Consider the following 21,360-nt stretch of genomic DNA (forward strand, 5'->3'; position numbering starts at 1 on the left):
ATCAGTATATATCGAGCCGGTGAAATCGAGGATCGGGCCCGTAGCTAAGGTTCCGGATCCGCTCCACATCACGGCGGTGACGCTGGAAGGGGAGAAGAATGCCGGGCCACCAACGCGCGCGTGTGTTCAGTTGCCCTGCCAGCTCTGGCCGGATCTCAGCACGCCAATTCTGTCCGAGGGATTTAGACAACGCGGATTCTAAAGCGGGGCGAGCTGTGCGGGCCCGAATTTGTATCCATACCAGGGCCGCACCGATTAACACCCAAGACAGCCACCAGGCTCTGCCTAGCCATCCGGTGGGTAGATCGCCTCGCCGGCTGATGGCGAGACTCACCGCGATCACCACTATGAAGACCAGTGGGATTTCATTGACCGCCATGGCGAGGACAAACCTGATGAAACCCGCGTGACCGGATAGGCGCGGCAGCCACAGTGAGTTGGCCACGAACAGTGCCCAGATGGTGATGGTTACCAGGTCCGCCATGGTCATCTCCGTCTCGAGAGGGAGGGTTCGGCGTCCGCCTGATACTCTACGCCTGTTGAGTTTTCGGGTCGAGAGGATGTATGGATGCCCCCGGTGTCGGATCGTCGAACCCGGATTGCGGATGCCGTGATCACCTTGCTGGCAGAGCAGGGCAGTCGTGGCCTCACGCATAGAGCCGTGGATGCGCAGGCCGGTTTACCTAAAGGCTCCACGTCTTATTACTTCCGCTCCCGTGCCGAGTTGCTTGGTGCCGCGGCACCCAGACTCGCGGAACTCGATATCGCATTGGTGGATCAGGGCGGCAATGACCCTGCCTCCTTCATGGGGCATATTCTGGACGAGTCTCTGTCCGGGGTCGGTCGGATCCGCACTCTCGCCCGCTACGAGCTGATGCTCGAGGCGGCTCGGCGCCCTGAGATCCATGCTGCTCTCACGGCCGGAACCAACCGATTTAGGGACAAACTCACCTCCCTGTTCCCGTTGGCTGACCCACAGGAGGCGCGGCTCCTGGCAGGAGACGTGATTGCCTATATGGACGGGTTGTTCCTGTCCAACATCACCAGCCCGCAGATGCAGCGACAGTCCGCGGTGGAACTGAAGTGTCGGCTGGCCAGATTCATCGACCTCGGGGTCGAAACGTCACATGAATAGCCTTCACTGCGTGACCGGTGACCGCGGCCCAAAGTAACTCCACCCAGAGGCTGGCCGATGCACTCGCCACCCCTCGGCGTAGTGCTCCATGCGCAGAGGTTGGCCGGGAAGGTGAGTCAGCGGCGTCGACGGATGGCGACATATACCAACCACAGACCCACCAGCGCGGCCAGAACTCCGGTAACAAGCCACCCGATCGATCCTTCGGTGATCGGCTCGCAGTTCGCCACACACCCGATGGGTTCGATCCGAACTAGATCGGCACCTTGCAGTGCCCACAGGAGACCCAGCAAGGTGAGCGCTGTACCGACTACAGTTCCCGTGATTCGTAGCCACAACGGCCACGTTTTCCTCCGTTTATTCGGTCGTACGGATTGACGTTGCTCGGACGGTGTCTCATCGATCATGTGTTGCTCCTAGTGGGTGTCCCCACGGCCGCGAGGAGCCGCGGGGTTTGAGTTACCCACGAACATGAGTCGCGCGAAGTGGCACGACTGCGCCTGGGCAGCCTCTGCTCGAGGACGACGGCGTCGCCGACGAGTGCAACGTGGCCCTGAACCCAACCCTGAGAGCGGACGTCTGACATTTCCCACAAAGAGGTGTGGACGGATCGCCGTTGATTTGGTGAATTCTGCCTTCATGGACCCCGGACCCTGAATCGGGTGCATGGTTGGATCCTCCAGGGTGCACTCCACGCTCTCGGTCCCAAAGATGAGAAGCCCTAGAGGGCACCCTGGAGAGGTTGCGAGTGATGACGATCACTCTACAACTGTCGAGTCCGACTGCCAAGGTTTTTAGGGGTGGCCTAACGGGTGTCTGGGTTAGTGGTGTACACCTGACCTCGTAATGAGGGGGCTTTCAGCTCCTACAGCTGTTGCAACCGGAGGTAAGTGTTCGAGTCCGGCTCTGCGGAGAACACCAGCATTTGCAGACCCGGCTCAGAAGTGAGATCCATCGCGAGGTAGGAAAGATCGAGATCCCCCACGCTCGGGTGATGCACGCTCTTGAGGCCAGTGCGATGTTCGCGCACGTCGTGGGACCCCCACAGTTCGTGGAACAAATCGCTGCGGAATGACAGTTCGTCCACAAGCTCGCGTAGCTGTTGGTCATAGGGGGACCGCCCGGCTTCGGCACGAAGCAGCGCAACGATCTGGTGGGTGTTGGCGTCCCAATCTCGATAGAACGTCCGAGCCTTGGGCTCGAGAAATAGGAAGCGCGCGGCATTCACCGGGATTTGGTCGTCCATGAACATCTCCGAGAACAGAGCCCTACCCAAGCGGTTGGTGGCCACCGCATCCAGCCGCCCGTTCTGCACGAACACGGGAACGGTCGACATTGCGTCTATGGTCTGCTGCAGGACAGGATCTGAAGGAACGGTCCGTTCCGGGCGTCTGCGGGGCGGGCGAGCCCGGATGGTTGCCGACCGGATGAGCGCCTCAAGATGAGAGTGCTCCGCATCATCCAGCTGGAGTGCGCGGCTGATCCCATTGATCACGGGCCCCGAGACGCCCTTGACGTTGCCCCGTTCCAAGCGCTTGTAGTACTCGGAACTGATGCCTGCGAGTAAGGCGACCTCTTCGCGTCGCAACCCAGGCACGCGGCGTCGTCCCCCGAAGTCCGGGAGGCCCGCCCGCTGGAGATTGAGCTTGGCCCGCCGCGAGACGAGGAACTGGGTAAGGTCATCCTGCTGGTCCACGAGATTGAACGTACCCCATGCTTGCCGAACCAGAGGGGTCCTGGCGGGGCACCTCTTATAGGGGTCTGGTTAGTTCGGGCGCGCACCGGTTGACTGGGATACCCGGTCGCTCACCAGGCGACTTCTCCGACCGAAAGGCATCACCATGAGCAACGTTTGGTTCATCACCGGAGCCGCCCGCGGCATGGGCATCGACCTGGCCAAGGCCGCGCTCGACGCCGGTCACAACGTTGTCGGGACGGCTCGCGACGCCGCCCGGGTCACCCAGGCGATCGGTGAGCACGAGAATCTGCTGGCCCTGTCCTTGGATGTCACCCAATCGTCCGACTCCGAGGCTGCCGTGCAGGCCGCGGTGGAACGCTTCGGGAGTATCGACGTGCTGGTCAACAACGCGGGCAATTTCTACGCGGGGTTCTTCGAGGAGATCAGCGATGAGCAGATGCGCCGTCAGATGGAGACCAACTTCTTCGGCCCGCTGAACGTGACCCGCGCGATTCTTCCGGTAATGCGCAAGCAGCGTGGTGGGCACGTCTTCACCATTACCTCTGCCGCGGGCATCATCGGCCAGGAATTCTGCGCGGCCTACGCATCGTCGAAGTTCGCGCTGGAGGGCTGGATGGAATCGCTGCGCTTCGACTTGGAGCCGTTCGGCATCCACACGACCATCGTGGAACCCGGTTTCTTCCGAACCGAGCTCCTGGTCGAGGAGGCCTCCACGAACTGGCCGGCGCTGTCCATCGACGATTACAAGGAGCGCACGGCCCAAACCATTGAGAACTGGAAGGGCATGAACGGCCAGCAGCCCGGCGATCCCGCCAAGCTCGGCGCCGCGCTCGTCACGCTGGCGAACCTGGAGACCCCTCCGCTGCGATTCGTTGCGGGTGAGGACGTCGTGGCCGGCGTCGAGGAGAAGGCGCAGACGCTACTGGACCAGGTGGCGGCGCACCGGGAGCTGTCTTCGTCCATGGCACTCGAAAATGCGTAGATGTCAGTGAGGAGCCTCGGTGACATTTATGGCAGGGGATCGCTTCTCAGGAGGCCCAGATCTCGCGAACCGAAGCCTCAGATGTCGTCTCGCGATGCGACTCGCCGACGGCGACCGGGGATGCCCCCGGCCCACAATGCGCCGGCAATCAACAGGGGTTGCCCGAAAAGTCGCGCCAGTCGCTTGCCGTCCGTGTCCAGCCCGAAGGCATCCGTGCCCTCCACGTACTGCGCGATATTGCCCGGGAAGATCAGCACATAGAACGTGGCCAGCGCGATACCCACCACTCGACGATGCTTGGGTAGGGCCAACATGGCCGCACCGAGCGAAATCTCCACCACTCCGGAACCCAGCACCACCAGGTCGTGATCCACAGGCATCCAGTCCGGAACCTGCGCCTGAAACTCATCGCGCGCGAACGTCATGTGGGAGATCCCGGCGAACGTCATGAAGGAGCCGAGGACAACGCGGGTGATCGTCTGGGAGCGCTCGCGGGCGGAGCGGCGGCGGAGAGAAGACATACAGCGAACCTACTTCGAGTGGTGGGGGAGCGGATGCAAGGTGACGTGGGTCGGAAGGCAGGCCGGAGCGGCGGCGGGCGGCGCGTGCCCGCTCAGAGCGAGACCGCGCCGCCCAACTCCATTGAGAGATTTACTCGTCAGTGACGCGCAGCTCGACCTCGATGTTGCCGCGAGTCGCATTGGAGTACGGGCAGACCTGGTGCGCCTGTTCGACCAGTTCCCGAGCTTCGTCTTCGGGCAGGTTGGGGATGACGGCCTCGAGGACCACGGACAGGCCAAAGCCCTCGCCTTCCTTGCCGATGCTTACCTGGGCGCCCACGGCGGAATCGCCCAGGTCCTTCTTCGCGGACTTGGCCACCATCTGTAAGGCCGAGTGGAAGCACGCGGCGTACCCGGCGGCGAACAGCTGCTCGGGGTTGCTGCCGTTGCCGCTGCCACCCATTTCCTTGGGCGGGGCCAGGTCGATGGAGACGCGGTCGTCGCTGGTGCTGACGTGGCCGGAGCGGCCGTCGCCGGTGCTCAGGGCTTCTGCGGTGTACATCGGTTCCATGATGTCTCCTTCTGTTGTTGAGATGACACAACTATATTGCGCACAATCTAAATGTGTCCAGGGTTCTTGCTAAAATTCCCCTGTGACCGCCTCGACCTCTCCGCTGGATCTCGACAACCAGCTGTGTTTCGCCCTCTACCGCGCCAGCCATGCCGTGGTGCGCGCCTACAAATCTGAGCTCGACCAACTGGGTCTGACGTACCCGCAGTACCTGGTCATGCTCGCGCTCTGGCAGGAAAGCAAGCCGCAGGGCGTGGGCCAGCTCGGAGACCTCCTCGGCCTGGACAGTGGCACCCTCACCCCGGTGCTGCGCCGACTCGAGCAGCGCGGGCTCGTGGTTCGGCGCCGCGACGAGCACGACGAACGACGCCGCTTGATCGGCCTCACTGATGCCGGTCGCGATCTCCGCGCGCTCGCCGAGAAGGTTCCCGAGAAGATTGCGGCGCGGTTCCCCATGCAGGGGAAGGACTATCACCAGCTGATGGCGCAGCTCGGGGACATTGCTCAGGCGTTCGACAGTGACCGCTGAACTTCTGACGTCCGGTGAATGTGATCGCGGGCAGCTGCTTCTCGGTCGCGAATGAAAGGCTTGAGTCATGACTCACCACGTACTTCTGGCCGGTTGCGGTGATCTCGGCACTGCCCTGGGGCAGCGACTTGTGCAGCGCGGTTGGCGCGCCACGGGGGTACGACGCCGCCCCGATCACCTTCCGGCGGAGATCTCACCTTTCGCTCTGGATCTGATGGATCCGGGAACAGTTGCGTTGCCGTCGGCTGATGCCGTGGTCATCACTCTGACCGCCGACGGTCGCGACGTAGATGCCTATGAACGTACATATTTGGGCGCGTTGCGAGGCTTGCATCGCGCACTGCGCTCCGGTGAAAGTGCGCCCAAGCGCGTAGTGCTGGTGTCCTCGACCGGGGTGCTGGGTGGCGGTGACGGAAAGGTTGTGACGGAAGAGACGCCGCCTTCACCTGAGCGGGACACCGCCCGTGTGCTGCTGGCGGCAGAAGAGCTGGCGGCGGAACTGTTCCCCGGTCTGGTGATCGTTCGACCGGCGGGGATTTATGGGCCGGGACGGACGTCGTTGATCGACCGAGTGCGCCGGGGCGATGCTCTGGCTCATAACCGCATGACTAATCGGATCCATCGGGACGATCTGGTGACTGTGCTGCAGTCGGTGTTGGAGTCTCCCGAGCCACCCGTGTTGCTGCATGCCGTGGACACCGAACCCGCGATGCTGGGCGATGTGGCCGCGCACATTGCCGGGTTGCTGGGTGTCCCCGTGCCTCCGGACAGCTCCTCAACTTCTGGCGGCGCGCCTCGGGGCAAAGTGCTGGACGCATCTCTGATGCACCGATTTGTGGGGGAACTCCGGTACCCCACCTACCGCGAAGGGTATGACGCGCTGCTGTCCTCCGGAGAGTCTGCGTGACGGTGCACTGGCTGCTGCCGATTAATCCGGCCGCGCACCTGGAGTTCCAGCCGACGGATTGGCTGACCCGTTCCGATGCCACCGCCGTGTGGGAGGCCATCGGGTGCTCGCAGCAGATCGATCGGTGGTGTCTGCGGAGCGGTTATCGGAGCATGCGGGCCGGTGATGTGATCTGGGCGTACCTGTCCAAGCGGCAGGAGGTGTGCGCCGTCGGCGTGGTGCGGTCGGTATCCGAGGAGGCTGATGGCTGGTATGTATACGTCAATTGGGATACGAATCGGACGGCTCAGCTGTGCCGCGAGCCGATCCCACGGGCGGAGTTCGGGCAGGTGCCCATGTCGACGTGCCGGGCGAACGATACAGCGGCGGCTGTCTTGAAAAAGTCCTACGAATCTCTGCCTTCTTGAATCCCTGTCCTCGCGGGCCTCACCGAACGAGCGCGGGGCGGGATCAAGGGCCGCCCCAGGGCCCGCGATTACTCCCCTGTCCACCCCTGCCTCATCGCCTGAACGATCACGGCCGCGATGTGGCCCACGGCAGCATGAGCGAGGGGCTGCTGCTGGGCAGCGCGTGCGGAGCGGGTCATCACACTGATGATCACCGGAGGCTCACCGGGATGGGTGACCGCGCCCGCTTCATGGCGGTACGGCCCCCAAGTGCCGGTCTTGCCGGCAACCTCCACGCCGTCGTAATCGAACCCGCTCGCCAACCGATGTCGAAAGAGCTGCTGCCCCAGGACGGCCCGCATCCAGGAGCAGAGCTCCGGAGTCGCAAGCTGATTGGTCCACAGCCGCTCCAGAATTGAGCGCAGGTCAGAGGCGGAGGTGACGCTGAAGAGCTGCAGGTCGGTCTTCTCTGACGTGAACATTTCCAATTCATTGGGCCAGAGATCGTCGCCTGTCGTCAGTTCCCTGCGGGAGAAGTCCTGCCGCCCGGTGTCGACGATGCTTGTGGCATCGGCGCCCCAGGTGTTCAGTTTCTCCTGGATGTACTCGGCCCCTAGATCGGACCAGATCCAGTGGGCTGCCGTGTTGTCCGAGACGATCAGCATGGACCGCACCAGATCCCGGTAGCTGAGTTCCACAGGATCATCGCTGAGCGAGAGTCCCGTCGGCCCGTCCCGGCGGACGTGTTCGTCGACCAGTATTCGGCGGCGCGGATCCACGATCCCCTCCGCGGTCGCCTCCAGCCAGGCCGCCGCCACGATGAGCTTGTACGTGGAACCCGCAGTCCAGGGAACATCGGCGCGCACGTCGAACCGTGTTCCGGTGCCAAGGTGACGGGCGCTGACGGTGAACTCGACAGCGGCGTCGTCGGCGATCTGTTCCAGTGAGTCCTCGAGCCACGTCATGAGTGATCCTGGTGGTCGAATACCGCGGTGAAGGCTTCCGCCCATCCAGCGTCGTCCCGAATGGTGGGCTGAACAACGAGCTGAAATCCAGCCCGTAGCAGGGCGGAATCAACGCGCCGACCTGTGCACCCGGGAACCTCGCGGCCCAGGTTGAGCACGCACCCGCCTCGGGCGATGACATTGAACGCGGCCACATCGTCCTCGACTTCGGTGAGGGCTGCCGCGGCCCCGGCACGATGCACACCGTCCTGGACTTCTTGCGCCACGGCAGTGTTCCAGCGACGCGGTGAAACGCCAAGTTCTGGCCCCGCCGCCGTGCGCAACTGTGCGGCCGTGGTGATGGCGCCCCCGCGCCGGGTAGTCCACAGCGTCACCTGCGCTGCTGCGCCAACCAGCGGCTTCACACCGGTGAACAGGGCCGGGGTGACGACGACGCCGGCGGCCAACGCTCCCGAACGCACGTCCGCTAGGCACTGGGCGCTCGAGCCGCGCACGGCGGTCACTGGTTGCAGCCGTTGAATGAGTGCAAGAGCAAACTCTTGGGGAACCTCGTGGGCGATCCCGAGCAACGGAACCGCTCGATCGCGGGTGGCCACGAAGTCCTGCTCGGCCCTGATCAGAGTGCGAGCTCGCATCAGAGCCGTCTCGCCATCTCGGGTGAGAGTCACGCCGGAGCCAGATCGAATGAACAGTTGGCATCTCAGCACGGTTTCAAGCTGTCGAATGGCCTGCGACAACGCTGGTTGACTCATCCCAAGTTGCTCCGCTGCGCGACCGAAATGCAGGTGCTCACTCACCGCCACGAAACACGAAGCGAGCCGAGTCATATTGACCGCCACGATAACTCCTTACTTATGGATATTGGCCACTCATCATATTGGACCTATGGAGGCGGCGGATCCTAGGTTCAGAAGCATGGAATCCACCAACCGACGAACCTTCCTCACATGGTCCGGGCTGGGGCTTGCAACCGTATCCGCCGCGATGCTCAGTTCTTGTTCTGCAGCGCGATCAGCTAGCCCCACCACGGTTGCGGATCAGTTGGCCACGGCGCTGCACGAGGGCGATATCGCGGGGGTGCCCATGGTGTCGACCCCTCCGGACACTCGAGCGTTCCTGGCTGAGCGGATGAAGGGCTCACAGCGCCCGAACGTTGAAGTCCTTGGGGCGGATGAAAGCGATGAAGGGGCGAGCGCGCGGCTCGGTTTCACCTGGCCGTCGTTCGACCCGGGGCAGTCATGGAGTTATGAGTCGCAAGCGCAGCTCGTGAAGATTGACGGTGAGTGGCGGGTTCGGTGGGAGGATTCGATCCTGCACCCCGAACTTGAGGAGGGGCAGGGCTTGGCCTTGGCCACCATTCCTGGTGAGCGCGCGCGAATACTTGGCCAGAACGACGTCGCTCTGGTGTCCAACCAGCACGTTCACCTCCCCGGGATCAACAAGGAGGGCTTGACGGATGAGCAGGCCGCGGCGTCCGCTAAGAAGCTCGCCGCTGTACTCGATATCGACCCCGAGGGTTATCAGGAGAAGGTCGCTGCCTACGGCCCGGAAGCGTTCGTCGATGCCCTGACGTTGCGACGGTCAGATTTCCTCAAGCTGGACTCTGCGGCGCTGAAGACCATTACCGGCTATGAGGCAATGACCACCACCATGCCGCTTTCGCTCGACCGCGGTTTCGCCACCGCGGTGTTGGGAACGGTGCGCCAACCGTCCGCGGAGGACATTGAGACGCGGGGTGACGCGGTAAAAGATGCCGAATGGATCGGTGCGGGAGGGCTCCAAGAGGCCTTCGACGAAAAACTTCGCGCGGCGCCGTCGTTCCGGGTGACGATCCGGGAACTGGACGGCTCCGCACCGCCGATGTCCCAGGGGCCGTTATGGGAACAAAAGATGCCCGAGGAGACACCCCTCAGAACGACTATCGATGTGGATCTGCAAAAGGCGGCCGAACGCATCATCAAGAACACCGACAGCCCCAGCGCAATCGTGGCGGTGCAACCCTCTACCGGCGACATTCTCGCGGCGGCCTCCGGTCCGGAGGACAACGCGTACCCGACCGCCACGATCGGCCAGTACGCGCCGGGGTCCACTTTCAAGATTGCGACGGCGCTCGCGATGCTTCGTCACGGTGACTCGCCTCAATCCACTGTGCAGTGCTCGGAGTCCATCACCGTGGATGGCCAGACTTTCAAGAACGCAGGAACCTACCTGCCGGATCATCTGGGCGACATTTCTCTCCGGGAGGCGATCGCGCAGAGTTGCAATACCGCGTTGATCGACAAACACGATTCCGTGAGTCAGGGGGATCTCGCCACCGCCGGCGAAGCACTGGGCATTGGGGCGGATTGGGATATCGGTATTCCCGCGTACTCGGGCAACATTCCGCGCGACGATGCAGGCACCGAGCATGCGGCGTCGATGATTGGCCAGGGCAGGATTCAGACCTCTCCGCTGGGCATGGCGGTTTTTGCCGCGAGCGTGGTTCGGGGGCGTGCGGTGTGTCCGCAGCTGGTGCCCGAAGAGAAACCCGCCCGAGAGCTGCCATCGGATCCGACCGAACAGGAAGCGGAACAACTCCGAGAACTCATGCGCGCCGTGGTCACAGAAGGGCACCTCGACCGACTGAACAACCACCCGGGCGGAGAGGTCCTGGGCAAGACCGGCACCGCGGAGTTCGGTAAACCTGACCCTGCCCGGGGTGGTTTTCCTCGGACTCATTCATGGGTGATCGTGGCGCAGGGCGACCTCGCGTTCTCCGTGTTTATCGAGGACGGGGACTACGGTTCCGTCACCGGTGCGCCGCTGGCCAAGGAGTTCCTGGATGCGGCGTACGAGGCGCGGTAATCCGCTGATGGGGTCTCGTACCTGGATGATGTGGAACGAGACCCCGTTACAGCGGGTGACCGGGCGCTGTGGCGAGCTGAACTTCCCTAGGCGTTGAGTTGCTTCCACAGTGCAGCCCATTGTTCCGCCGTGAGATCCCGGGGCAACGCCCCCTGTGGCACGCGCGCTGTTACGAGCGCCGACTTCACCCGACCGCGGTCATTCCGCCACGCATTCTGGATGATTTGTGTCAGGGTTCTTCCACGACCCGTAAAGACCGCCTTCACAAAACGCTCGTAGGCCTCCTTCTGAGTGGCTGGGATTAGCGGCGGTCCACGGCGAATGATCTCCAGGATCCCTCCGTCCACAGTGGGCTGGGGCGAGAATCCCCACGCAGGAACACGCCCTCGCAAAGAGAACTCGTACCACGGTGAGGACTGCGCCGTCATCATGGTGCCCCCACCCACGCCGGCGCGTTTACGGGCCACTTCCCACTGGGTCAGAAGAATGGTCCGGTGCCATTCATGGCTGCTGAGCACGCGACGAAGCAATGGCGTAGTCAGGTGGAAGGGGATGTTGCCGACCACAACGGATGTAGTCAGGGGGTAGATCATGGCGTCAGCGTGTTCAACCTGAACGCCCGGCAGTCTGTTACGTAATGTCCGGACGCGGTGCTCATCAATGTCGATCGCGGTGAGAGGCCGGTCCAGTGTGGCCAAACGGCGGGTCAGCGCGCCGTCGCCGGCACCGATTTCCAGGATGGGCCCCTGCGTTTGGGCAACCAGGCCAATGATGTGGCTGATGGTCGGTTTATGGGTGAGAAAATTCTGGCCGAGTTCGTGACGGCCGCCGAATTGAGAACGAGACATGAGTGCGCTCCATCGAAAAGAGTGTGGAGCACCTCGGTGGGTGTGGGATCACGAAACGGAGTGACCGAAGTGGCCCCACCGAGGTGCAGGGCATCTCGGTGGTGACGGCGCGCTCTAGCGCAAAAGGGCGATCGCGCCGTCAGTAACGGCGGTCGCGGTACGTGAAGAAGCGCCCCATCACGGGCGCAGTGACTATCGTTCCCACGGCCGGAACTGTACCAATAGTCGGTGTCACGTGCTAGGCGTACATTGGGTGCACCAGGCCACCTGTAGTGGTTGGAACTCTGCATGCGCCACCTCGTCGATAGCGCCACGTTGCCCGCCGGGGTGCTGTTGGTGACCTACCGGCGCGGGTGATCCCAGCTATTCCGTCGGGCGCCAGCGAGACTTAGGTCAGGCAGCGAACAACGCTGAACGCACAGCCGCTTCGAATCCTTCGACGTGCCGGCGAGCCAGAGCAGAGGCCTGTTCTTCGTTGCCGTCGATGATCTCTTGCAGCAGTTGCACGTGCTCCTGAACATGCTCCGTCAATCGGGGCAATCGATCGATCACCATGCACCAGATGCGGGTGGCCAGATTGTTGTAGCGGATCAGAGTGTCCTCAAGATAAGGATTACCCGCGGCCCGGTAGACGGCCCGGTGCACCATGGAGTCGCAGGTCAGGATTTCCGTGACGCTGGCGTGCTCGATATCGAAACCGCGAAGCTGCTCCTGAATGTCCACAAGCTCCGACCGCGTAGCCGCGGTTGCCACGCGCGCAGCCCGGGAGGCGGCCATCGGCTCCAGCTGCATCCTGATTTCCGAGACATAGACCAGATCGGTGATTTCCACTCGCGTGGCAAAAGTACCTCGCTTGGGGTAACTCACCACCAGCTTGTCGGCTTCGAGCCTTTTCAGAGCCTCGCGCACCGGTGTTCGGCCCATGCCCAAGCCCTCGGCCAGGGCGGCGTCGTTCAACGGGTCGCCGGGGCGGATCTCCAGCGTGAGTAGCTGCTGGCGCAGGGCCTCGTAGGCCGTGTCGGCCAGCGAAGATCGCTTGGATGCCGATTGCTCCGTACCCGTAATGCTCACGTCCGCCGGACCTCCCACAGTGATTTTCAGTGCACCCTTGACCGGTGAACAAGTGTTATCTACGCTACATGAAACTCTAATATATAAGTTGTTCAGGTCAGGAGTGCCACATGTCCACACCGCGCATCGTCATTATCGGAGCAGGCATTGTCGGCACGAACCTGGCGGACGAACTTGTTGCCCGAGGCTGGGACAACATCACGGTTCTCGACCAAGGCCCCCTGAACATGCCTGGCGGATCCACGTCGCACGCGCCCGGGTTGGTGTTCCAGACGAACCCTTCCAAGACCATGACCCGGTTCGCCGATTACACGGCGAGTAAGCTCAAGGACCTTCAGAAGGACGGCGCCTCCTGCTTCAACCAGGTGGGCGGGCTGGAAGTGGCCACCACCGAAACCCGCTGGGCTGACCTGCATCGTCGGCTTGGCTACGCGACCTCCTGGGGACTCGAAGGCCGGCTGCTGGACTCCGCCGAATGCAAGGCGCTCTACCCCCTGCTCAACGAGGAGCTCGTGCTGGGCGGCCTGCACGTCCCGACCGACGGCCTGGCGCTCGCGGCCCGCGCCGTCCAACTTCTGATCCAACGCACCACCGAGGCCGGGGTCACCTACCGCGGCTCCACCGAGGTCGTGGACATCGAACAGTCCGGCGGTCGGGTCACCGGCGTGCGCACCACGGACGACGTCGTTCCGGCAGACATCGTCGTCTCTTGCGCCGGGTTCTGGGGCCCAAAAATCGGCCGGATGGTGGGCATGGATGTGCCCCTGCTGCCCCTGGCCCACCAGTACGTGAAGACCACTCCGGTCCCAGATCTCGAGGGCCGCAATGAACAGCCCAACGGTGCCGGCCTGCCGATCCTCCGCTTCCAGGACCAGGACCTCTACTACCGCGAGCACGGTGATCGCTACGGCATCGGTTCCTACGCCCACCGGCCCATGCCCGTGGACCCGGATGACCTGGGCGAATATGCCCCGAATGACATCAGCGAGCGCCACATGCCCTCCCGCCTGGAGTTCACACCCGATGACTTCATCCCCTCGTGGGAAGCATCTCAACAGCTCCTGCCCGGACTGCGCGACAGCGAGATTGAGGACGGTTTCAACGGCATCTTCTCCTTCACCCCTGACGGCGGACCCCTCATGGGGGAGTCCTCGGAGGTGGATGGTTTCTACATTGCAGAGGCCGTGTGGGTCACGCACTCGGCCGGAGTCGCCAAGGCCATGGCGGAGTTGATCACCACCGGTCGTTCGGAAACGGACCTGGGCGAATGCGATGTGAACCGCTTCGAGGAGATCCAACTCAGCCCCTCCTACGTCAGCGAAACCTCGCAGCAGAACTTCGTGGAGATCTACGACGTGCTCCACCCGCTGCAGCCGCGTCTGTCACCCAGGGATCTGCGGGTCACCCCCTTCCACGCACGCCAGAAGGCTCTCGGGGCGTACTTCCTGGAGTCCGGCGGCTGGGAACGTCCCTACTGGTTCGAGTCCAACGCCCGCTTGCTCAAGGATCTTCCCACCGACTGGCGCCCACCGGCTCGCGACGCCTGGTCGCAAATGTTCCACTCGCCGATTGCCGCGGTCGAGGCCTGGAAGACCCGCACCGCCGTGGCCATGTACGACATGACACCGCTCAAGCGACTGGAAGTTTCCGGCCCCGGCGCCCTGACTCTCCTGCAGCGGTTGAGCACCAACAACCTGGACAAAAAGCCCGGCGCTGTCACCTACACGCTGCTCCTGGACGACCAGGGCGGGATCCGCAGTGACATCACGGTCGCCCGTTTGGAGGAGAACCTGTTCCAGATCGGGGCGAACGGCAATATCGACCTGGCCTACCTCACGCGCGAGGCCAAGGCCCAGACCGACGGCGCTACGCCCGGCGGGTGGGTTCAGGTCCGGGATACCACCGGCGGGACCTGCTGCATCGGTCTGTGGGGGCCGCTGGCCCGTGAAGTGATCACGGCAGCCAGCCACGACGACTTCTCGAACGATGCCCTGCGGTACTTCCGCGCCAAGAAGGCGCGCATCGGCGGGGTCCCCGTGACCGCCATGCGACTGTCCTACGTGGGAGAACTCGGCTGGGAGATCTACACCAGCGCGGACAACGGGCAGCGGCTGTGGGACGTGCTGTGGGAGGCCGGTCAGGCTCACGGAATCATCCCGGCGGGACGGGCAGCGTTCTCCTCCCTCCGCTTGGAAAAGGGCTACCGCTCCTGGGGTACGGACATGACCACCGAGCACAACCCGTACGAGGCCGGCCTGGCCTTCGCCGTGCGGCCCGACAAGGAATTCTTCGTCGGCAAGGATGCCCTGGAGGGACTCACCGAGGAGACCGTGGACCGGCGGCTGCGGTGCCTGGTCATCAACCGGACACAGTCCATCGTGCTGGGCAAGGAGCCGGTCTTCCACGACGGCAAGCCGGTCGGTTACGTCACCAGCGCCGCCTACGGTTTTACGCTCGGCAAGCCGATCGCCTATTCCTACCTGCCCTCCTCGGTGCAGCTCGGGGATGAAGTGGAGATCGACTACTTCGGCACCCGCATTCCCGCCACCGTCACGGCAGACCCGCTCTTCGACCCGGAAATGACCCGACTGCGCGGCTGAGCACCTCACCACACGCACCGCGTCTGAGACATCAGAAAACCGAAGGGGCTGACATGGCCGATCTTCTTCCCGAACACCCCGACTTCCTCTGGCACAACCCGGAGCCGAAGTCCTCCTATGACGTGGTGATCGTGGGCGGTGGAGGCCACGGCCTGGCCACCGCGTACTACCTAGCCTCGCGGCACGGCATCACCAACGTGGCCGTGCTGGAGCGGGGCTGGTTGGCGGGCGGGAACATGGCCCGCAACACCACGATCATCCGGTCCAACTACCTGTGGGATGAGTCCGCGGCCATTTACGAGCATTCGCTCAAGCTGTGGGAGGGCCTACCGGAGGAGCTCGACTACGACTTCCTGTTCTCCCAGCGCGGGGTCATGAATCTGGCCCACACGCTGCAGGATGTGCGCGAAAGCGTGCGGCGGGTCAACGCGAACAAGCTCAACGGCATCGATGCGGAGTGGATCGAACCGGAGCAGGTCAAGGAACTGTGCCCCATCATCAACATCGGCGACGACATCCGGTATCCGATCATGGGCGCGACCTACCAACCCCGGGCCGGCATCGCCAAGCATGACCACGTGGCCTGGGCCTTCGCCCGCAAATGCGACGAGTTGGGCGTGGACATCATCCAGAACTGCGCCGTCACCGGCTTCGTCCAGGACGGTGGCCGGGTGGTTGCCGTGGAGACCAGCCGCGGTCGGATCAACGCGGGCAAGGTGGGACTGTGCGGTGCCGGGCACTCCTCAGTGTTGGCCGAGTTGGCCGGGTTCCGCTTACCGATCCAGTCCCATCCACTCCAGGCGTTGGTCTCGGAGCTGCACGAACAGGTGCACCCCACGGTGGTGATGTCCAACCACGTGCACGTCTACGTCTCTCAGGCGCACAAGGGTGAGCTGGTGATGGGCGCGGGAGTGGATGCCTATAACGGCTACGGTCAGCGCGGTGCGTTCCACGTGATCGAACAGCAAATGGCCGCGGCCGTGGAGCTGTTCCCGATCTTCGCGCGCGCCCACGTCCTACGCACGTGGGGCGGGATCGTGGACGTCACCCTGGACGCCTCGCCGATTGTGTCCAAGACCCCGGTGGATCAGCTCTACGTCAATTGCGGGTGGGGCACCGGCGGTTTCAAGGGCACCCCGGGGGCCGGCTTCGCCTTCGCCCACACCATCGCCACGGACCAACCCCACCCCCTCAACGAACCCTTCTCGTTGGAGCGGTTCGAGACCGGGGCCCTGATCGACGAGCACGGCGCCGCAGCCGTGGCGCACTAGGCAAGGAGGCCGCGATATGTTGTTGATCGAATGCCCACACTGCGGGCCACGCAACGAAACCGAGTACCACTACGGCGGGGAAGCTCACGTGCCCTACCCGCAGGATCCTTTCCAGCTCACCGACCAGCAGTGGGCGGAGTACCTGTTCTACCGCAGCAACCCCAAGGGTCTGATCGCCGAACGCTGGGTCCATTCCGCCGGTTGTCGCCGCTGGTTCAACGCCGTGCGGGACACCGTGACGTACGAGGTCAAGGCCGTCTACCGGGTCGGTGATCCCCGCCCCTCCCTCGACGACCATCCGGCCCAGACCACCACAAGCACCACCTCAAGCACCTCCACCACTGGCACCTCAAGCACCACCCCGACAGGGGGCACCTCATGAGCGCCCAACCATTCCGGCTGCCCGACGATCGCGTGGCCGCGCCCGGCATCGACCGCACCCGGCCCGTGCGGTTCACCGTGGACGGCCAAGAATTCACCGGATACGCGGGGGACACCCTGGCCTCTGCGCTGCTGGCTGCAGGCCGCATCAGCTGTGGCGACTCGATGTACCTGGGTCGGCCGCGGGGCATCATGGCCTCCGGGGTCGAGGAGCCCAACGCGCTGGTCAAGATCGCCGCGCGCACTCCGGTGGACGTGGCCGAGTCGATGCTTCCGGCCACCACGGTCGAGCTCACCGACGGTCTGTCCGCCAGCTACCTGCGGGGGATGGGCCAGCTGGATCCGGCCACCGATCACGCCTACTACGACCACAAGTACGCGCACACCGACGTGGTCGTGATCGGGGCCGGCCCCGCCGGTCTGTCCGCCGCCCGAGAGGCGGCCCGCTCCGGTGCGCGGGTGATCCTCATGGACGAACAGCCCGCCGCCGGCGGCTCGTTGCTTTCGGCCAGCGATGAGCAGGTCGACGGCGTTCCCGCCCGTTCCTGGGTCGAGGCCACCGTCGCGGAGTTGGCGGGGGAGCCGGAGGTCACCGTTCTGCAGCGCACCACGGCCTTCGGCAGCTACGACAGTAACTACGTGGTGGCCGTTCAACGCCGGACCGATCACCTGGGCGTAACGCCTGCCCCGGGGGTCTCGCGCGAGCGGATCTGGCACGTCCGCGCGGGGCAGGTCGTGCTGGCGACCGGCGCTCACGAGCGGCCCATCGTGTTCGACAACAACGACCGCCCCGGCATCATGCTCGCCTCCGCCGTGCGCAGTTACCTCAACCGCTGGGCAGTGGCCGCAGGCACCCGCGCGGTGGTCGCCATGACCAATGATTCTGCCTACCCACTCGTGGCCGACTTGGTCTCGGCGGGCATCGAGGTGAGCGCGGTGGTCGACTCTCGCGGCGACGTCGGCGAGATTGGCGACGCCGCTCGCGACCTCGCTGCCAAGGCCGGCGTGCCGATCATGGCCGGGAGCGCCGTCGTCACCACCCGAGGCGACGGGGAGGGCGGCCGCCTGAGCGGTGTGTCCGTCAGCGCGATCGATGAGACCGGCTTGCCGACCGGCGAGGCACTCGTCGAACTAGACGCGGACCTGTTGGCCGTGTCCGGAGGGTGGAGTCCCGTGGTGCATTTGCACAGTCAACGCCAGGGAGCACTGCGCTGGGACGATGACCTGGCCGGCTTCGTCCCCGCCGCGCCGGTGCGTGACCAGCAAACGGTAGGCGCGCTCAACGGCACTCTCGACCTGGCCGGGTGCCTCGCCGAGGGCGCCCGCGCGGGTGCGGAGGCCGCGCGCCGGGCAGGCTTCGAAACCACGGCACAAGAGCCGAACGCCGCCCCGGAAACGTTCGGCGCCGCCCGCCCGCTGTGGTTGGTCCCCTCGCCCGCGGGACACGAGACCGACTGGACGAACCACTTCGTGGATTTCCAACGCGACCAGACCGTGGCCGACGTGCTGCGCTCTACGGGCGCGGGCATGCGGTCGGTGGAACACGTGAAGCGCTACACCTCCATCAGCACCGCCAATGACCAGGGCAAGACCAGCGGCGTCAACGCGATCGGCGTGATCGCCGCCGCCCTGCAGGACCCGGATGTGGGCGGGATCGGCACCACCACCTACCGCGCGCCCTATACCCCGGTCGCCTTCACCGCGCTCGCTGGACGACGCCGCGGCGAACTCTTCGATCCCGCGCGCGTGACGTCGGTCCACCCCTGGCACGTGGCGCACGGGGCGGAGTTCGAGGACGTGGGGCAATGGAAGCGCCCCTGGTACTACCCCCAACCCGGCGAGGACATGGACGCGGCCGTGCTGCGCGAGTGCACCGCCGCCCGCACCGGGGTCGCGTTCATGGATGCGACCACGCTGGGCAAGATCGAGATCCGCGGGACGGATGCCGGGGAGTTCCTCAACCGCGTCTACACCAACGCGTTCAAAAAACTGAAGCCCGGGATGGGGCGCTACGGGGTGATGTGTACCCCGGACGGCATGGTTTTTGACGACGGCGTGACTCTGCGCCTGGACGATGATCGCTACCTGATGACCACGACCACCGGCGGGGCGGCCAAGGTGCTGGAATGGCTCGAGGAATGGTCCCAAACCGAATGGCCGGAGCTGGACGTCATGTTCACATCGGTCACCGAGCAGTACACGACCGTGGCCGTGGTCGGGCCGAAGTCCCGGGCGGTGATCGCCAAGCTGGCCCCTGAGCTGGATGTCTCCGCCGAGGCGTTCCCGTTCATGGCCTTCCGCGAAACGATCCTGGCTTCAGGGATTCCGGCGAGGATCTGCCGGATCTCCTTCTCGGGCGAGCTGGCCTTCGAGATCAACGTGGCCTCTTGGTACGGGATGTCCGTGTGGGAATCGGTGGCTGAAGCCGGGGCTGAGTTGGGGATCACCCCCTACGGCACCGAAACCATGCACGTGCTGCGCGCGGAGAAGGCGTTCCCGATCGTGGGTCAGGACACCGACGGCACCGTCACACCCCAGGACCTGGGCATGGACTGGGTGGTGTCCAAAACCAAGGACTTCATCGGCAAACGCTCCTACGACCGGCCCAGTGCGACCAGCCCCAACCGCAAGCAATTGGTGGCGGTTTTGCCCGTGGACACCACCTACCGATTGCCGGAGGGCACCCAATTGGTGAACCAGGGGACGCCCATTACTCCGCAGGACGCGCCCGTTCCCATGGTGGGTCACGTGACCTCCAGCTACCGCAGCGCCGCCCTCGACCGAACCTTTGGACTCGCGCTGGTGAAAAACGGCCGCAACCGGATCGGCGAAAAGCTTCAGGCGCCGTTGGACGGTGCACTGGTGGACGTCGTGATTGCCGAACCCGTGCTCTACGACCCCGAAGGGATGCATCGAGATGGCTGAGCAGATCCTGACCGATATCCGCCCACTGCGCCGCAGTCCACTGGCTGACCTGACCGATCTCATGGCCCAGGCAAGCGTGACCGGCGAACGCGGTGTGCGCCTCCGCGAGATCCCGTTCCTGAACATGGTGGGCATCAGGGTCCAACCCGGCTCCGACGCCGCTCAAAACGTCACCTCCGTGGTCGGCCTGCCACTGCCCTCCGGCCACGGACAGGTCACCGGCGATACCGACACCGCCGCGATCCTGTGGCAGGGACCCGACGAGTTTCTGCTGGTCAGCCCCGATGCACTGGCCGCTGAGATCGGCCCTCCCGGGGCACGTCGCGGACTTCCCGACGACGCCGCCGCTCCCGCCGACGCCGCTCGGGTCGCCTTGGCAGGCGGGGTCGCCTCCCGTCCCGCGACCGACAGCGCCGCGGGGCCGGCCGGGGGTGCCGATCAAGAAAATCTCGGGGCGGCCCCGACCTTGTCGACGCATCCACTGACGCAAGAGCTGAGTCGGGCCATGGCCGGCCACAAGCAGCGGTCGCACGTGGTGGACCTTTCGGCCAACCGGACCACCCTGGAACTGTCCGGCCCCTCAGCCCGTGCCGTGCTCGAAAAGGGGTGCCCGTTGGATCTGCACCCGCGGGTCTTCGGGCCGGGCACCGCGGTCTCCACCACGCTGGGACTCGTGCAGGTCTTGCTGTGGCAGACCGATGAACAGACCTGGCGGATCATGCCCCGCTCGTCCTTCGCCGTGTACATCGCCCAATGGCTGATGGACGCCATGACCGAATTCGCATCCCAGGAGGTGGCGTGATGACCGCGCCAACAGAAATCGTAGAAACCAACGTGCCCGGAGCGGCGTCGTCGGAATTGGTGCTCACGCTGGACTGCCCCGAAACCCTGGGAATCGTGCACGCGGTGAGCGGGGTACTCCTGGATCACGGGTGCAACATTGTGGAGCTCACGCAGTTCGATGACCGGCGGCGGGGACATTTCTTCATGCGCGTCCACGTGGCGCCGATGGCCGGGGGCACCCTGGATCGCGACGCGCTGTATAAAGACCTGGAACCGGTGGCGAAACGCTTCGAGATGAACTGGCAACTCAATGTGCACGGGGCCAAGCGGCGGGTGCTGGTGATGGTCTCGAAGTTCGGTCACTGCCTCAATGACCTGCTCTATCGCAGCCGCACGGGTGAGTTGCCCGTGGACATCGTGGCCGTGGTGTCTAACCACCTGGACCACCAGCGACTGGTCGAGTGGCACGGCATCCCGTTCTACCACGTGCCCGTCACCCCGGACACGAAACCCGAGGCCGAGGCTCACCTGCTGGAACTCGTGGATCGTTTCGAAGTGGATCTGGTGGTCCTGGCCCGTTACATGCAGGTGCTCAGCGATTCACTGGCCACGCGGATGTCCGGGCGGGTGATCAACATTCACCACTCGTTCCTGCCCAGCTTCAAGGGTGCCAAGCCCTATCACCAGGCGTACGAACGCGGGGTCAAAACCGTGGGAGCTACCGCGCACTACGTCAATGCCGAACTCGACGAGGGCCCGATCATTGCCCAGCAAACCGTGCAGGTGGATCACACGTTCGGACCCGAGGATCTGGTGGCCGCCGGCCGGGATACCGAATGCAAGGCGCTGTCCGATGCCGTGAAATGGCACTGCGAAGGACGGGTGATTCTGCAGGGCCTCAGTACCGTGGTGCTGCGCTGAGCGGAGTGGAAGAAGAATCGGCCGGCGTGAGTGGGAGCCGGG

General features: G+C 64.4%; 20 protein-coding genes and 1 pseudogene. 12 read left to right on the forward strand and 9 right to left on the reverse strand.

Annotation, left to right across the window (positions count from 1 at the left end; genetic code table 11):
• Position 1: 1 nt before the first annotated feature.
• Positions 2-484: a hypothetical protein gene (locus tag EWV37_RS05240; protein WP_129700259.1), complete on the reverse strand. Its 483-nt coding sequence runs from the start codon at positions 482-484 to the stop codon at positions 2-4.
• An 84-nt stretch (positions 485-568) separates the two neighbouring features.
• On the opposite strand from EWV37_RS05240, the gene EWV37_RS05245 reads away from it, so the two are divergent.
• Positions 569-1,135 carry a TetR/AcrR family transcriptional regulator gene (locus EWV37_RS05245; RefSeq protein ID WP_095797155.1) on the forward strand — a complete coding sequence of 189 codons (567 nt, stop codon included), beginning with the start codon at positions 569-571 and terminating at the stop codon, positions 1,133-1,135.
• Positions 1,136-2,000: 865 nt separating this feature from the next.
• Here the strand turns inward: EWV37_RS05245 and EWV37_RS05255 are convergent.
• A complete protein-coding gene (locus EWV37_RS05255; protein ID WP_016995941.1) occupies positions 2,001-2,831 on the reverse strand; it encodes a helix-turn-helix domain-containing protein in 831 nt (276 codons plus the stop codon).
• 145 nt (positions 2,832-2,976) lie between these two features.
• Here EWV37_RS05255 and EWV37_RS05260 point away from each other — a divergent pair, with 145 nt between their 5' ends.
• A complete protein-coding gene (locus EWV37_RS05260) occupies positions 2,977-3,816 on the forward strand; it encodes an SDR family oxidoreductase (RefSeq protein WP_129700262.1) in 840 nt (279 codons plus the stop codon).
• Between the two features lie 77 nt (positions 3,817-3,893).
• Here EWV37_RS05260 and EWV37_RS05265 read toward each other — a convergent pair whose 3' ends face one another.
• Entirely contained in the window at positions 3,894-4,337 is a 444-nt protein-coding gene (locus EWV37_RS05265; RefSeq protein ID WP_016995939.1) for a DoxX family protein, read from the reverse strand.
• A gap of 130 nt (positions 4,338-4,467) precedes the next feature.
• Positions 4,468-4,887: an organic hydroperoxide resistance protein gene (locus EWV37_RS05270; protein WP_095797153.1), complete on the reverse strand. Its 420-nt coding sequence runs from the start codon at positions 4,885-4,887 to the stop codon at positions 4,468-4,470.
• A gap of 82 nt (positions 4,888-4,969) precedes the next feature.
• Between EWV37_RS05270 and EWV37_RS15760 the strand changes: the two genes are divergently transcribed.
• From EWV37_RS15760 to EWV37_RS05285, 3 genes are all read left to right on the forward strand, one after another.
• The gene (locus EWV37_RS15760) at positions 4,970-5,416 is read left to right on the forward strand and encodes a MarR family winged helix-turn-helix transcriptional regulator (RefSeq protein ID WP_095797152.1); all 447 of its coding nucleotides are present in this window, start codon (positions 4,970-4,972) and stop codon (positions 5,414-5,416) included.
• A gap of 67 nt (positions 5,417-5,483) precedes the next feature.
• Positions 5,484-6,323 (forward strand): NAD(P)H-binding protein, encoded by an 840-nt coding sequence (locus EWV37_RS05280; protein WP_095797151.1) that lies wholly within the window; start codon positions 5,484-5,486, stop codon positions 6,321-6,323.
• A complete protein-coding gene (locus EWV37_RS05285; protein ID WP_095797150.1) occupies positions 6,320-6,730 on the forward strand; it encodes a hypothetical protein in 411 nt (136 codons plus the stop codon). Before EWV37_RS05280 ends, EWV37_RS05285 begins: the two co-directional genes overlap by 4 nt.
• 68 nt (positions 6,731-6,798) lie before the next feature.
• Here EWV37_RS05285 and EWV37_RS05290 read toward each other — a convergent pair whose 3' ends face one another.
• The 3 genes and pseudogenes from EWV37_RS05290 to EWV37_RS15645 all read right to left on the reverse strand — a co-directional run.
• Complete coding sequence (locus tag EWV37_RS05290; protein WP_165189265.1) at positions 6,799-7,674, reverse strand: serine hydrolase; 876 nt, start codon at positions 7,672-7,674, stop codon at positions 6,799-6,801.
• Positions 7,671-8,309 (reverse strand): hypothetical protein, encoded by a 639-nt coding sequence (locus tag EWV37_RS05295; RefSeq protein WP_238663082.1) that lies wholly within the window; start codon positions 8,307-8,309, stop codon positions 7,671-7,673. The genes EWV37_RS05290 and EWV37_RS05295 overlap by 4 nt, the downstream gene beginning before the upstream one ends.
• Before the next feature lie 21 nt (positions 8,310-8,330).
• Positions 8,331-8,501 (reverse strand): annotated as a pseudogene (locus tag EWV37_RS15645) (LysR family transcriptional regulator); the annotation flags it as partial.
• Positions 8,502-8,589: 88 nt separating this feature from the next.
• Here EWV37_RS15645 and EWV37_RS05300 point away from each other — a divergent pair.
• Positions 8,590-10,518, forward strand: a complete 1,929-nt coding sequence (locus tag EWV37_RS05300) for a penicillin-binding transpeptidase domain-containing protein (RefSeq protein WP_165189268.1) — start codon at positions 8,590-8,592, stop codon at positions 10,516-10,518.
• A gap of 86 nt (positions 10,519-10,604) precedes the next feature.
• Here EWV37_RS05300 and erm read toward each other — a convergent pair whose 3' ends face one another.
• The gene (gene erm, locus EWV37_RS05305) at positions 10,605-11,366 is read right to left on the reverse strand and encodes a 23S ribosomal RNA methyltransferase Erm (RefSeq protein WP_129700270.1); all 762 of its coding nucleotides are present in this window, start codon (positions 11,364-11,366) and stop codon (positions 10,605-10,607) included.
• 393 nt (positions 11,367-11,759) lie between these two features.
• Entirely contained in the window at positions 11,760-12,437 is a 678-nt protein-coding gene (locus tag EWV37_RS05310; RefSeq protein WP_223285933.1) for a GntR family transcriptional regulator, read from the reverse strand.
• 110 nt (positions 12,438-12,547) lie between these two features.
• Between EWV37_RS05310 and EWV37_RS05315 the strand changes: the two genes are divergently transcribed.
• The 6 genes from EWV37_RS05315 to purU are packed head-to-tail and all read left to right on the forward strand — an operon-like array spanning position 12,548 to position 21,318.
• Positions 12,548-15,037, forward strand: a complete 2,490-nt coding sequence (locus EWV37_RS05315; RefSeq protein ID WP_129700272.1) for a GcvT family protein — start codon at positions 12,548-12,550, stop codon at positions 15,035-15,037.
• Positions 15,038-15,090: 53 nt separating this feature from the next.
• Positions 15,091-16,308, forward strand: a complete 1,218-nt coding sequence (locus EWV37_RS05320; protein WP_129700274.1) for a sarcosine oxidase subunit beta family protein — start codon at positions 15,091-15,093, stop codon at positions 16,306-16,308.
• Positions 16,309-16,324: 16 nt separating this feature from the next.
• Positions 16,325-16,690, forward strand: coding sequence for a sarcosine oxidase subunit delta (locus EWV37_RS05325; RefSeq protein ID WP_095797143.1), 366 nt, complete (start codon positions 16,325-16,327; stop codon positions 16,688-16,690).
• Complete coding sequence (locus tag EWV37_RS05330; protein WP_129700276.1) at positions 16,687-19,614, forward strand: sarcosine oxidase subunit alpha family protein; 2,928 nt, start codon at positions 16,687-16,689, stop codon at positions 19,612-19,614. Before EWV37_RS05325 ends, EWV37_RS05330 begins: the two co-directional genes overlap by 4 nt.
• Positions 19,607-20,416, forward strand: a complete 810-nt coding sequence (locus EWV37_RS05335) for a sarcosine oxidase subunit gamma (protein WP_129700278.1) — start codon at positions 19,607-19,609, stop codon at positions 20,414-20,416. Before EWV37_RS05330 ends, EWV37_RS05335 begins: the two co-directional genes overlap by 8 nt.
• Positions 20,416-21,318, forward strand: coding sequence for a formyltetrahydrofolate deformylase (gene purU, locus EWV37_RS05340; protein ID WP_129700280.1), 903 nt, complete (start codon positions 20,416-20,418; stop codon positions 21,316-21,318). Before EWV37_RS05335 ends, purU begins: the two co-directional genes overlap by 1 nt.
• The last annotated feature ends 42 nt before the right edge of the window (positions 21,319-21,360 follow it).

The organism is Kocuria carniphila, assembly GCF_004136555.1.
Taxonomy (GTDB): Bacteria; Actinomycetota; Actinomycetes; order Actinomycetales; family Micrococcaceae; genus Kocuria; species Kocuria carniphila.